Annotated in this window: 12 protein-coding genes, 1 tRNA gene, 2 pseudogenes and 1 riboswitch; of the genes and pseudogenes, 7 read left to right on the top strand and 8 right to left on the bottom strand. The window is 69.1% G+C overall.

Annotated features, from left to right (window positions below; translation table 11 throughout):
• The first annotated feature begins 12 nt into the window (after window positions 1–12).
• On the top strand, window positions 13–2,709 hold the full coding sequence (locus ABZ208_RS00515; protein ID WP_356907359.1) for a transglycosylase domain-containing protein: 2,697 nt from the start codon (window positions 13–15) through the stop codon (window positions 2,707–2,709).
• On the opposite strand, the gene ABZ208_RS00510 is transcribed toward ABZ208_RS00515, so the two are convergent.
• The 3 genes from ABZ208_RS00510 to ABZ208_RS00500 form a co-directional block, all read right to left on the bottom strand.
• Window positions 2,703–3,023: a multidrug efflux SMR transporter gene (locus ABZ208_RS00510; protein ID WP_356907358.1), complete on the bottom strand. Its 321-nt coding sequence runs from the start codon at window positions 3,021–3,023 to the stop codon at window positions 2,703–2,705. The genes ABZ208_RS00515 and ABZ208_RS00510 overlap by 7 nt on opposite strands.
• A gap of 31 nt (window positions 3,024–3,054) precedes the next feature.
• A riboswitch (guanidine-III (ykkC-III) riboswitch) is annotated at window positions 3,055–3,123 on the bottom strand.
• A 74-nt stretch (window positions 3,124–3,197) separates the two neighbouring features.
• On the bottom strand, window positions 3,198–3,554 hold the full coding sequence (locus ABZ208_RS00505) for a co-chaperone GroES (protein ID WP_328400173.1): 357 nt from the start codon (window positions 3,552–3,554) through the stop codon (window positions 3,198–3,200).
• 46 nt (window positions 3,555–3,600) lie between these two features.
• A complete protein-coding gene (locus ABZ208_RS00500) occupies window positions 3,601–3,918 on the bottom strand; it encodes a DUF3618 domain-containing protein (RefSeq protein WP_328400171.1) in 318 nt (105 codons plus the stop codon).
• Between the two features lie 134 nt (window positions 3,919–4,052).
• Here ABZ208_RS00500 and bcp point away from each other — a divergent pair, with 134 nt between their 5' ends.
• The 4 genes and pseudogenes from bcp (at window position 4,053) to ABZ208_RS00480 (ending at window position 5,524) form a co-directional block, all read left to right on the top strand.
• On the top strand, window positions 4,053–4,520 hold the full coding sequence (bcp, locus tag ABZ208_RS00495; RefSeq protein ID WP_356907357.1) for a thioredoxin-dependent thiol peroxidase: 468 nt from the start codon (window positions 4,053–4,055) through the stop codon (window positions 4,518–4,520).
• Window positions 4,486–5,178, top strand: a pseudogene (locus ABZ208_RS00490) (hypothetical protein); the annotation flags it as partial. The gene bcp and the pseudogene ABZ208_RS00490, both read left to right, overlap by 35 nt.
• Window positions 5,179–5,299: 121 nt before the next feature.
• Window positions 5,300–5,422, top strand: a pseudogene (locus ABZ208_RS00485) (HNH endonuclease); the annotation flags it as partial.
• A 26-nt stretch (window positions 5,423–5,448) separates the two neighbouring features.
• Window positions 5,449–5,524: transfer RNA gene (locus ABZ208_RS00480), tRNA-Leu, on the top strand.
• Window positions 5,525–5,576: 52 nt separating this feature from the next.
• Here ABZ208_RS00480 and rdgB read toward each other — a convergent pair.
• From rdgB to ABZ208_RS00460, 4 genes are all read right to left on the bottom strand, one after another.
• Window positions 5,577–6,179 carry an RdgB/HAM1 family non-canonical purine NTP pyrophosphatase gene (gene rdgB, locus ABZ208_RS00475; RefSeq protein WP_356907356.1) on the bottom strand — a complete coding sequence of 201 codons (603 nt, stop codon included), beginning with the start codon at window positions 6,177–6,179 and terminating at the stop codon, window positions 5,577–5,579.
• Window positions 6,180–6,199: 20 nt separating this feature from the next.
• On the bottom strand, window positions 6,200–6,583 hold the full coding sequence (locus ABZ208_RS00470; RefSeq protein WP_328400163.1) for a hypothetical protein: 384 nt from the start codon (window positions 6,581–6,583) through the stop codon (window positions 6,200–6,202).
• Between the two features lie 103 nt (window positions 6,584–6,686).
• The gene (gene rph / locus ABZ208_RS00465; RefSeq protein ID WP_356907355.1) at window positions 6,687–7,427 is read right to left on the bottom strand and encodes a ribonuclease PH; all 741 of its coding nucleotides are present in this window, start codon (window positions 7,425–7,427) and stop codon (window positions 6,687–6,689) included.
• A 99-nt stretch (window positions 7,428–7,526) separates the two neighbouring features.
• Window positions 7,527–7,760 (bottom strand): PTS glucose/sucrose transporter subunit IIB, encoded by a 234-nt coding sequence (locus ABZ208_RS00460; RefSeq protein WP_328400159.1) that lies wholly within the window; start codon window positions 7,758–7,760, stop codon window positions 7,527–7,529.
• A gap of 228 nt (window positions 7,761–7,988) precedes the next feature.
• Here ABZ208_RS00460 and ABZ208_RS00455 point away from each other — a divergent pair, with 228 nt between their 5' ends.
• Both ABZ208_RS00455 and ABZ208_RS00450 read left to right on the top strand, forming a co-directional pair.
• On the top strand, window positions 7,989–9,251 hold the full coding sequence (locus tag ABZ208_RS00455) for a PTS transporter subunit EIIC (RefSeq protein WP_356907354.1): 1,263 nt from the start codon (window positions 7,989–7,991) through the stop codon (window positions 9,249–9,251).
• Between the two features lie 278 nt (window positions 9,252–9,529).
• Complete coding sequence (locus ABZ208_RS00450; RefSeq protein WP_356907353.1) at window positions 9,530–10,789, top strand: PTS transporter subunit EIIC; 1,260 nt, start codon at window positions 9,530–9,532, stop codon at window positions 10,787–10,789.
• Window positions 10,790–10,872: 83 nt separating this feature from the next.
• Here ABZ208_RS00450 and ABZ208_RS00445 read toward each other — a convergent pair whose 3' ends face one another.
• Window positions 10,873–11,625, bottom strand: coding sequence for an MBL fold metallo-hydrolase (locus ABZ208_RS00445; protein WP_356907352.1), 753 nt, complete (start codon window positions 11,623–11,625; stop codon window positions 10,873–10,875).
• Between the last annotated feature and the right edge of the window lie 204 nt (window positions 11,626–11,829).

Genomic DNA, 11,829 nt, shown 5'->3' with positions numbered 1-11,829 from the left:
ACTATGAGGGATATGAGCGACGAGCCGCAGCAGCAGGGCTGGCCCCCCAGAGACGAGACGGAGCCCGGCCCGCCCGCCCCAGTTCTCCCCACGGAGCCGGCCCCGGCCCTTCCCACAGAGCCCGCACCGGCCCTCCCTGCTGAGGTTGCCTCAGCTTCCCCGCCGGAGTCCGCGCCTGCCCTCCCCACAGAGCCGGCCCCGGTCCTCCCCACAGAGCCCGCACCGGCCCTCCCTGCTGAGGCTGCCTCAGCTTCCCCGCCGGAGTCCGCGCCCGCCCTTCCCACAGAGCCCGCACCGCCCCTCCCCACAGGACACGCCCCGGCGCTCCTGGCAGCGGGGAGCGCCGACAGCAAGCCCGGCAAACCACGCCGCCCACGCACCGGATGGCGCCGTGTCATCCCCACCTGGCGCATGGTCCTCGGAGCATTCCTGCTCGTCGCACTCATGCTCATGGGCGGATTCGCCGCCGGCTACCTCCTCGTCGACATCCCGCCCGCCAACGCCGCCGCCACCGCTCAGTCCAACGTCTACCTCTACAAGGACGGCACCCAGATCGCCCGCGACGGCGACGTCAACCGCGAGAACGTCCCCCTCGCCCGGATCCCCCGGCACGTGCAACAGGCCGTACTGGCCGCCGAGGACCGGGACTTCCACTCCAAACAGGCGGTCGACCCCCAGGCCATGGTCCGTGCCGCCTGGAACACCCTGCGCGGCAAAGGCAGGCAGTCCGGCTCCACCATCACCCAGCAGTACGTCAAGAACTACTACCTCGGCCAGGAACAGACCCTCACCCGAAAGGCCAAGGAGTTCTTCATCGCACTGAAACTCAGCCGCGAGCAGAGCACCTACGACATCCTCGAGGGCTACCTCAACACCAGCTACTTCGGACGCAACGCCTACGGCATCCAGGCCGCCGCCCAGGCCTACTACGGACGGGACGTCGACGACCTCGACACCGCGCAGGGCGCCTACCTCGCCTCACTGCTCAACGCACCCAGCGCGTACGACATCGCCACCCGCCCCGAGAACCGGCGCGCCGCGCTCGCCCGCTGGAACTACGTCCTCGACGGCATGGTCAAGGAGAAGTGGCTCTCCCCCGCCGCACGCGACCGGCTGACCTTCGCGATGCCGCACAGGGCCAGGCCCTCCACCGGCCTCGCCGGCCAGCGCGGCTACATCGTGCAGGCCGTCGAGCACTACCTCACCCACAACAAGATCATCGACGAGAAGACCCTGGCCTCCGGCGGCTACCGGATCACCACCACACTCGAGCCCCGCAAACAGGACGCGTTCGCCCGAGCGGTCAAGGACCATGTCACCTCGAAACTCGACCGCCGCCGTCGCGCGATCGACCGCAACGTCCGCGTCGGGGGCGCCTCCATCGACCCGGCCACCGGCAAGGTCGTCGCCATGTACGGCGGCATCGACTACACCAAGCAGTACGTCAACAACGCCACCCGCCGCGACTACCAGGTCGGCTCCACCTTCAAACCGTTCGTCTTCACCGCGGCCGTCGAGCACCGCGCCACGACCCAGGACGGCCGGCCCATCACCCCCCGCACCGTCTACGACGGCCGCAACATGCGCCCCGTCCAGGGCTGGAGCGGCGAGCGGTACGCCCCCGGGAACTCGGACAACTCCTCGTACGGCCCCATCACCGTCAGCTCCGCCACCAACTCGTCCGTCAACGCGGTGTACGCCCAGATGGCTGTGGACGTCGGCCCCCTCCTCGTCGAACGGACCGCGATCGGCCTCGGCATCCCCCGCAACACGCCCGACCTCACCCCCGCCCCCTCCATCGCACTCGGCACCGCCACCGCGAGCGTGCTCGACATGACCGTGGCCTACGCGACCCTCGCCAACCACGGCCGGTTCGGCACGTACACACTCGTCGAGAAGATCTCCAGGAACGGCACCGACATCGCGCTGCCGCGGCGGAGCAGCCGGCGCGCCGTCTCACGCGAGGCCGCCGACACCACCACCGCCATGCTCCGCAGCGTCGTCGCCGGCGGATCCGGCAAGGCCGCCCGGTCGGCAGGCCGCCCGGCGGCGGGCAAGACCGGCACCGCGGAGGAGGACAAGGCCGCCTGGTTCGCCGGCTACACACCCGACCTCGCCACCGTGGTCGCCGTGATGGGCCAGGACCCGGACACCGGCGTGCAGACACCGCTGTACGGGGCACTCGGCCTGCGGCGTCTTGGCGGCGGGGACGCACCCGCGCAGATCTGGGGGCAGTTCATGGCCGCGGCACTGAAGAAGACAGCGGTCCGGGACTTCGAGCTGAAGCTCGCTGCCGGCGCGGAGAACACCGGGCCGCCGCTGATGCAGGCGGGACCGCCGCACCCGTCCGGGGCCCGGAACTCACCGAGCCCGACCCAGGGCGCGACGAACGGCGGACCTCAGGGCGGCACCACCCCCGGCCCCACCACCGGCGGCCCCGGTCACCCCAGCGCTCCCGGTCTCCCCAGCGGTACCGGATACCCCAGCGTTCCTGGTTACCCCGGCAGGCCCACCGCCGGCGGTCCCGGCAGCGCCATCGGGTCCGGCGCCCCCGGGAGCCCGCAGGCCCCGCAGCCTCCGCCCGGCACACCCGCGGACGGCACCAGCGGCGCACCGGGGCTACCCGGCTTCAGCCCGGGCGCACCCGTCGAAACCCTCACCCCCACGGCCCCGCCCGCCCCCGGCCCCACCCCCGGCGGACCTCAGTGACCCGACGTCGCCTTCAGCCCCACCACGGCAACCAGCAGCAGACACACGAAGAAGATCCGGGCGGCCGTGACGGGCTCGTTCAGCACGACCATGCCGACCACCGCCGCACCCGCCGCGCCGATACCCACCCACACGCCGTACGCCGTACCGATCGGCAGGGACTTCGCCGCATGCGACAGCAGCACCATGCTGGCCACGATGCCGAGACCGGTGAACACACTCGGCCAGAGCCTGGTGAACCCGTCGGTGAACTTCATACCGATCGACCAGCCGACCTCGAGCAGACCGGCGACAACAAGCAGAACCCAGGCCATGACAGCACCTCCGAGACGCAGAACCACCAGGGATGCGTCGTCTTTGCCTGCCCGGTACGGCGCGTCTCGTCGGGGCCCCCCAACCTAGCAAAGGGATGACGAAAGGGCCGGTGACCCCGGTCACCGGCCCCTGCTGCGTACGACTGCGCGGCTGCGGATCGCGCCCGCGGACACCTACAGGTACAGCCCCGTGGAGTCCTCCGACCCCTGGAAACGGTCCGCGGCCACCGCATGCAGATCACGCTCGCGCATCAGCACGTACGCAACGCCGCGCACCTCGACCTCGGCCCGGTCCTCGGGGTCGTACAGCACCCGGTCCCCCGGCTCCACCGTCCGTACGTTCTGCCCGACCGCGACCACCCCGGCCCACGCCAGCCGCCGCCCGACCGCAGCCGTGGCCGGAATGACGATGCCGCCGCTGGAACGCCGCTCACCCTCCGGGATGTCGGTCCGCACGAGCACACGGTCGTGCAGCATCCGGATGGGCAGCTTGTCGTGCTGCGTGCTGTGTTCATGGCTTTTCGCGCTCACGCGGGCAACCTACCTGTCCCACGGCAATCCGTACGCCCCAGGGTCGTCAGCCGCGTCGTCGCGCCGACATCGCCAGCAGCCCCACCAGACCGACCGCCACCAGCGCGACCGGCACCAACCGCTCCAGCCGCGGCGCGCCGTCGTCGCGCACGAACTGGGCCTTCACATCCGACATCGTCCGGTTCACCGCGACGAACGCGCGCCCGGCCGTCTGGTCCACGCTCGAGGCGATCCTGGCCTTGGCATCACCGATGACCGTCTTCGGGTGCATCCGCACGCCGATCTCGTCAAGCATCTCGGCAAGCATCTCGCGCCTGCGGACGATGTCCGCCTCGATCTGCGCAGGGGTCCTGGCATCCGACACCGCGCTGCCTCCGTGGTCGATTCCGGTAGTCCTTCCTCGACAGTCTGTCAGCTCGGCCGCGCCCGCACCCCACGGCACCCCTATTACGCTCGACGGCGTACATCCGCACGCCTCCCACGCCCCCGAGGAGAACCATGAGCGAGCGACTCCAGCCCGGCGACACCGCCCCCGACTTCACATTGCCCGACGCGGACGGCAACGAGGTCTCGCTCGCGTCCCACAAGGGCCGCAAGGTGATCGTCTACTTCTACCCGGCGGCGCTGACTCCCGGCTGCACGAAGCAGGCCTGCGACTTCACGGACAACCTGGAGCTGCTGGCGGGCGCGGGCTACGACGTGATCGGAGTGTCCCCCGACAAGCCGGAGAAGCTGGCGAAGTTCCGCGAGAAGGAGAGCCTGAAGGTCACGCTGGTCGGCGACCCGTCGAAGGAAGTGCTGACGGCGTACGGCGCGTTCGGCGAGAAGAAGCTGTACGGCAAGACGGTGACGGGCGTGATCCGCTCGACGGTGGTGGTGGACGAGGAGGGCAAGGTCGAGCGCGCGCTGTACAACGTGAAGGCGACCGGCCATGTCGCCAAGATCATCAAGGACCTGGGGATCTGAACCCCTGCCCCGCTGCGGCCCGCCTCACGGAAGTGGGGCGGGTTGCTCCGTTTTTCGGACGCGACTGTCCGACTATCGGTTCGTTACTCCGTACGAGGCTGCGAACGCGCGGCCGGGGACGGAGGGACGAATGCCGGTGAAGTACACCCGCGAGCTGCTCGCCGAAGCGGCCCGCTGCGCCACGGACCGGGACGAGGCCGTTCGCCATTGCGGCAGTACGCCGACGGCGGGCAGCAGGCGTTACCTGCGCCGACGGATGGCGGAACTCGACACAGACACGTCACACTTCCGAGCCCCGCGGGTGCGCCACACCGAGGAGCGACTGCGCGCGGCCGTCGCCGAGTCGGCAAGCATCACGGACGTCGTACGCCGCCTCGGGATCAGCCCGGTGGGCGGCAATCAAGCACACATCGGCCGGCGCATCTCCTCCCTTGACCTCGACACCTCGCACTTCGCCGCTGCGCAACGAAGCCGCCCGCGGCACTCGCACGGCGATGTTCTGGTACTGCGCACCCCCGAGGACGGCAGGACCCCCGGCAGGCGGCTGTGGCGTGAACTGCTGCGTATGGGGCGGGCAGAGACCTGCGCGATGTGCGGAAACGGCCCCGCCTGGAACGGGAAGCCGTTACGTCTCGAAGTGGATCACCGCAACGGCAACTGGTGGGACAACCGACCGGAGAATCTTCGGCTGCTGTGTCCCAACTGCCATGCCGTGACGGACACATACCGCGGACGGGTGCGGCACCGGCGACGTCCGGCAGGGAAGAAGACTCGTACTCGAGATCGATCACATCAACGGCGATCGGCTCGACAATCGCCGCGAGAATCTGCGCCACCTCTGCCCGTCGTGTCACAGCCGGACGAGAACGTTCTCGAACCGAACTCGGCGCACAGTCGCCTGAGCATGCCCAGTACAGTAGGCACCCGCGGGTCCGTACCCCAGCTGGCCAAGAGGGCGCCGGTTTAGGTCCGGTGTGTCGTGGGTTCGAGTCCCACCGGGCCCACGTGCTACGGGCGCGGCGCCGGTCGGTGCCGCGCCCATCGGCGTACCGAGGCTCAACCCAGCAGTTCCCGCACCACCGGCGCCAGCGCCCGGAACGCCTTCCCCCGGTGGCTGATCGTGTTCTTCTCCGCCGGCGTCAGTTCCGCGCACGTGCGCGTCTCGCCCTCCGGCTGGAGGATCGGGTCGTAGCCGAAGCCGCCCGTGCCCGCGGGAGCGTGGCGCAGGGTGCCCTGAAGGCGGCCCTCGACCACGCGTTCCGTGCCGTCGGGGAGCGCCAGGGCCGCCGCGCAGGCGAAGTGGGCGCCCCGGTGGATCTCGGCGATGTCCGAGAGCTGGGCGAGCAGCAGTTCCAGGTTGGCCCGGTCGTTGCCGTGGCTGCCTGCCCAGCGGGCGGAGAAGATGCCGGGTGCGCCGCCGAGGACGTCGACACAGAGGCCCGAGTCGTCGGCGACGGCGGGCAGGCCAGTGGCGCGGGCGAGGGCGTGGGCCTTGAGGAGTGCGTTCTCGGCGAAGGTGACGCCGGTTTCCTTGACGTCGGCGATGTCGGGGTAGGCGTCCGCGCCGACGAGGTCATGGGTGAGACCTGCGTCGGCGAGGATGGCCTTGAGTTCTGTGATCTTCCCGGCGTTGCGGGTGGCGAGGATCAGGCGCGTCATGTGCCCAGTATCTACGGGTGTTACGGGGTGCAGACCTTGCCGATCTCGGTGGCGGCGTCGGTGATCGGCGAGATGTCGGGGGTGCTGTCGCCGTTTTCGATGGACTTGCGGACGTTGTCGACGCCCTTGTTCAGGTCGTCGACGGCCTTGCTGAGGTCGGCGTTGTCGGTCTTGTCGCCGAGGCTGTCGAGTTCCTTGTCGATGTCGTCGAGGGCTTCCTGGGCCTTGGTGGGGTCGTCCGTGGCGGTGGAAACGGCGTCCTGGAGCTTGCTGACGCTGGTGGCGATCGCGTCCGCGGTGGCCACGCAGTCGAGTGCCTTGTCGAGGGCGCCGCAGCCTGCGGCTGCGGGCACGACGAGTACGGCGGTGGCGAGCGTGAGGGCTATGCGACGGCGCGCAGACATGGAACGGTCCTCCCCTGTTACGGACGGGCGCACGGCTTTGCCCGTGCGCCCGTGACTCTATCGACGCCCGTCAGGGCGTTCTTGGTTGCCTCTTTACCCGGCCTTACCCGGTCTGCCCGGTGGCGCCGAGTGCGTCGCGCTGGAGGGCGGCGAGGTCGGCGCAGCCTCCGGTGGCGAGATCGAGGAGGGCGTTGAGCTCCTTGCGGTCGAAGGGCTCGGCCTCGGCGGTGCCCTGTACCTCGACGAAGCGGCCGTCGCCGGTGCAGACGACGTTCATGTCGGTCTCGGCGCGTACGTCCTCCTCGTAGCAGAGGTCGAGGAGGGGGGTGCCGTCGACGATCCCGACGCTGACGGCGGCGACGGTGCCGGTGAGGGGCTTGCGGCCGGCCTTGACGAGTTTCTTGCCCTGGGCCCAGGTGATGGCGTCGGCGAGGGCGACGTAGGCGCCCGTGATGGCGGCGGTGCGGGTGCCGCCGTCGGCCTGGAGGACGTCGCAGTCGAGGACGATGGTGTTCTCGCCGAGTGCCTTGTAGTCGATGACGGCGCGCAGGGAGCGGCCGATGAGGCGGCTGATCTCGTGGGTGCGGCCGCCGATCTTGCCGCGTACGGATTCGCGGTCGCCCCGGGTGTTGGTGGAGCGCGGCAGCATGGAGTATTCGCTGGTGACCCAGCCTTCGCCGCTGCCCTTGCGCCAGCGGGGGACGCCTTCGGTGAAGGAGGCGGTGCAGAAGACCTTGGTGTCACCGAAGGAGATGAGGACGGAGCCCTCTGCGTGCTTGCTCCATCCACGTTCGATGGTGACGGGGCGGAGCTGGTCGGGGGTGCGGCCGTCGATACGAGACATGCTCCCGAGCCTATCGGCAGATCGGTGAGGGGCCGTTCCGGGTGGAAGGCCCCTCGGGTCGAGCTCAGTGCTTGGCGCGGTGGGAGCTCACATCGCGTGTCACATCATGTCTTCGATGTCGGCTGCGATGGGGTCGGCGTCGGTGCCGATGACGACCTGGATCGCGGTGCCCATCTTGACGACGCCGTGGGCGCCGGCTGCCTTGAGGGCGGCTTCGTCGACCTTGGTGGGGTCGAGGACTTCGGTGCGGAGGCGGGTGATGCAGCCTTCGATCTCTTCGATGTTGTCGATTCCGCCGAGCCCGGCGACGATCTTCTCAGCCTTGCTGGCCATGTGTTTCTCCCTGCGTTCAAGAGCGCTGAGCGCTGTATCGGCCCACGTAGGTCCGTTTCGTCACGGTAACGCACGGTTGGCCCATCTTCGCGGGCGCGTAACCATCTCGTACCGAAAGATGACGATCACCAGTGCCCTGTCGCGCGACCGGGCCTCGGGACCGTACCGCAACTGGTCTACACCAGTCTGCAGCTCCTGCCAAACCAGTCCCGTTCCGGGAGGAGACCGATGAGCACGGAGAGCACGGCCGCGCCGGAACGGAGCTGGCGGAACGGGCTCTTCCAGGGTCTTCAGAAGATCGGCCGGAGCCTGCAGCTGCCCGTGGCCGTCCTCCCGGCGGCCGGCCTGCTGGTCAGTCTCGGCAATCTCTTCGGCGCCTATCTGCACGGACCGTTCTGGGACAAGACCGCGGACGTCCTCGTCAAGGGTGGTGGCGGCATCCTCGACGGCAGCCTCGGACTTCCGCTGCTGTTCTGCATCGGCGTCGCCATCGGCTTCGCGAAGAAGGCCGACGGCTCGACGGCGCTCGCCGCCGTCGCCGGATTTCTCGTCTACCACAACGTCCTGAAGGCGTTTCCCGTCGAGGGGACGGTGACCCAGGAGCTCCCGGAGGGGGTGCCGCAGAATCCGGGCGTACTCGGCGGCGTCCTGATCGGCCTGCTGACCGCCACGATCTGGCAGCGCTACCACCGCACCAGGCTCGTCGACTGGCTGGGCTTCTTCAACGGCCGCCGACTGGTCCCGATCATCATGGCGCTCGTCTGCTGCGTGCTGGGCGTGGTGTTCGGGCTGCTGTGGGAGCCGGTCGGTGCGGCCCTGGAGTGGTTCGCCAAGCAGCTGATCGGCCTCGGCGCCTGGGGCGCGGGCATCTTCGGCGTCGCCAACCGGCTGCTGATCCCGATCGGCATGCACCAGTTCCTGAACACCTTCTTCTGGTTCCAGGCGGGCGAGTACACCACGCCGGACGGCAGGACCGTCCAGGGCGATCTCACGCGCTTCCTCGCCGAGGACCCGTCGGCGGGCCAGTTCATGTCGGGCTTCTTCCCGATCATGATGTTCGGCCTGCCGGCCGCCGCGCTCGCGATGACACACTGCGCCCGCCCCGAGCACCGCAAGCGGGTGGCCGGGCTGATGGGCTCGGTCGCGCTGACGTCGTTCGTGACCGGGGTGACCGAGCCGATCGAGTTCTCCTTCATGTTCGCGGCGCCGCTGCTGTACGGGCTGCACGCGCTGCTCACGGGGGCGTCGATGATGATCACCTGGGCGCTGGGCGTCCATGCGGGCTTCAGCTTCTCGGCCGGCGTGATCGACTACATCCTCTACTGGCATCTGGATACGAAACCCTGGCTGATCCTGCCGATCGGCGCCTGTTTCGCGGTGATCTACTACGTGCTGTTCCGGCTCCTCATCACGATGTTCGACATCGCGACGCCGGGGCGGGAGCCCGAGGAGCTCGAGGAGGAGCTGGAACGGGACGCGACAAAGGCGTGACGGCGGCGGGGCGCACCGGCCCCCGCCGCGCGCTCGGGCCCCGGACCTCACGGTCCGGGGCCTTCTGCCGTATTGGCCCGGAATTGAGCCGCGCCTGCGGGCCGGCCCCGAAGAATTCGCAGGTTCCTTATCGAAGTCTCACGTGCTACAACTGGTCTACACCTCTGAATGGTGTAGACCACGCGGTCCAGACCAATCACCGCGTTCCCCTTTGAAGGACGCCGCCCACCCCCGTTTTCCCCTGTCCCCTGGCGGCGCCTTGTCCACTGGAGGAAGTTATGAGTACGGCTACCGCGGCCCTGCCCGCAAAGAAGTGGGGATCAGGCCTGTTCCAGGGCCTGCAGAAGGTGGGCCGAAGCCTTCAGCTGCCCATCGCCGTCCTGCCCGCCGCGGGCATCCTGCTGCGCCTTGGCCAGCCCGACGTCTTCGGTGCCGACGGCCTCGGCTGGGACAAGGTCGCCTCGGTGTTCGCCACCGCCGGTGACGCAGTCTTCGCCAACCTTCCCCTGCTCTTCTGCATCGGTGTGGCCATCGGCTTCGCCAAGAAGTCCGACGGCTCCACGGCCCTGGCCGCGCTGGTCGGCTTTCTGGTCTACAAGAACGTCCTGACCGCGTTCCCGGTCACCGAGGCCGTGGTCAACACGAGCGGGAACAAGGGTGTGGACGTCGCCGCGACGTACAACAACCCGGGTGTTCTCGGCGGCATCGTGGTGGGTCTGCTCGCCGCGGTGCTGTGGCAGCGCTTCCACCGGACCAAGCTGGTGGACTGGCTCGGCTTCTTCAACGGCCGCCGGCTCGTTCCGATCATCATGGCGTTCGTCGGGGTGGTCGTGGGTGTCTTCTTCGGTCTGGTCTGGGAGCCGATCGGCGAGGTCATCTCCAGCTTCGGCGAGTGGATGACCGGACTGGGCGCGGCGGGCGCCGGCCTGTTCGGTGCCATCAACCGTGCGCTGATCCCGATCGGCATGCACCAGTTCGTGAACACCGTCGCCTGGTTCCAGATAGGTGACTTCACGAACGCGGCCGGCGAGGTCGTCCACGGTGACCTGAACCGCTTCTTCGCCGGTGACCCGGAAGCCGGGTTGTTCATGTCGGGCTTCTTCCCGATCATGATGTTCGGCCTGCCGGCCGCTGCCCTGGCCATCGCGCACACCGCTCGCCCCGATCGCCGCAAGGCCGTGACCGGCATGATGATCTCGCTCGCGCTGACCTCGTTCGTCACCGGTGTGACCGAGCCGATCGAGTTCTCCTTCATGTTCATCGCGCCGCTGCTGTACGCGATCCACGCCGTGCTGACCGCCGTTTCGATGGCCGTCACCTGGGCGCTGGGGGTCCATGCGGGCTTCACGTTCTCCGCCGGCCTGATCGACCTCGGCCTCGGCTGGAACAAGGCCACCCAACCCTGGATGATCATCCCGATCGGCCTGGCCTTCGCGGCGATCTACTACGTGCTCTTCCGCTTCGCGATCACCAAGTTCAATCTGCCGACCCCGGGCCGCGAGCCCGAGGACGAGGTCGAGGACCTCACGAAGGCGTAGCCGTTGCCACGCGCGCATGAAGCCCGAAGCCCCCGCCTTCTTTCAGGCGGGGGCTTCGGCCGTTGTCCCGGACAGCGCGAGCGCTAGATCTCGTACACCGCGCCCGCGGTCGCGACCTCGGTCGGGCCTTCGTACACCACGCGGGCGTCGGCCAGGTTCTGCTCGGCGTCCGTCCACGGCGGGATGTGGGTCAGCACCAGCCGGCCGACGTTCGCCCGGCGGGCGTGCGCTCCGGCCTCGCGGCCGTTGAGGTGGAGGTCCGGGATGTCCTCCTTGCCGTGTGTGAAGGAGGCCTCGCACAGGAACAGGTCCGTGCCGTCGGCGAGTTCGTGCAGCGCCTCGCAGACTCCGGTGTCGCCGGAGTACGTCAGCGACCTGCCGGCGTGCTCCACGCGGATGCCGTACGCCTCGACGGGGTGGGCCACCTTCTCCGTGCGCACGGTGAACGGGCCGATGTCGAACGTGCCGGCCTTCAGTGTGTGGAAGTCGAACACCTCGCTCATCGAGGAGGCGGAAGGGGTGTCCGCATATGCAGTGGTCAGGCGCTGTTCGGTGCCCTCGGGGCCGTACACCGGGAGGGGAGCGCAGCGGCCGCCGTCCTGGCGGTAGTAGCGGGCGACGAAGTACCCGCACATGTCGATGCAGTGGTCCGCGTGGAGATGGCTGAGGAAAATGGCGTCGAGGTCGTAGAGACCGCAGTGGCGCTGCAGCTCGCCCAGGGCTCCGTTGCCCATGTCGAGGAGCAGCCGGAAGCCGTCGGCCTCTACGAGGTAGCTCGAGCAGGCCGATTCCGCGGACGGGAACGACCCCGAGCAGCCGACGACGGTGAGCTTCATGGAGCTTGAACCTCCGTTGACGGGGAGGGCTGGGGAAGGTCGTGCGGTGCGTCGAGCGTAAGGCGCGAAAGGGCTGGTCGCTCCTCCGGAGCACGGCGTTGTGGGACAACTCACCCTTGCCCTGGACGTGGTTTACCAGGGCCACGACCGCCTGGCGGCGGGTGGCTTCCCCGGGAGGGCCCCGGGCCTGGTGGAAGGGCGGGG

Origin of the sequence: Streptomyces sp. NPDC006208 (assembly GCF_040613775.1) — a bacterium.
Taxonomy (GTDB): Bacteria; Actinomycetota; Actinomycetes; order Streptomycetales; family Streptomycetaceae; genus Streptomyces.
The sequence above is the reverse complement of the archived record's forward strand: the minus strand, read 5'-3'. Positions and strand labels throughout refer to the sequence as shown.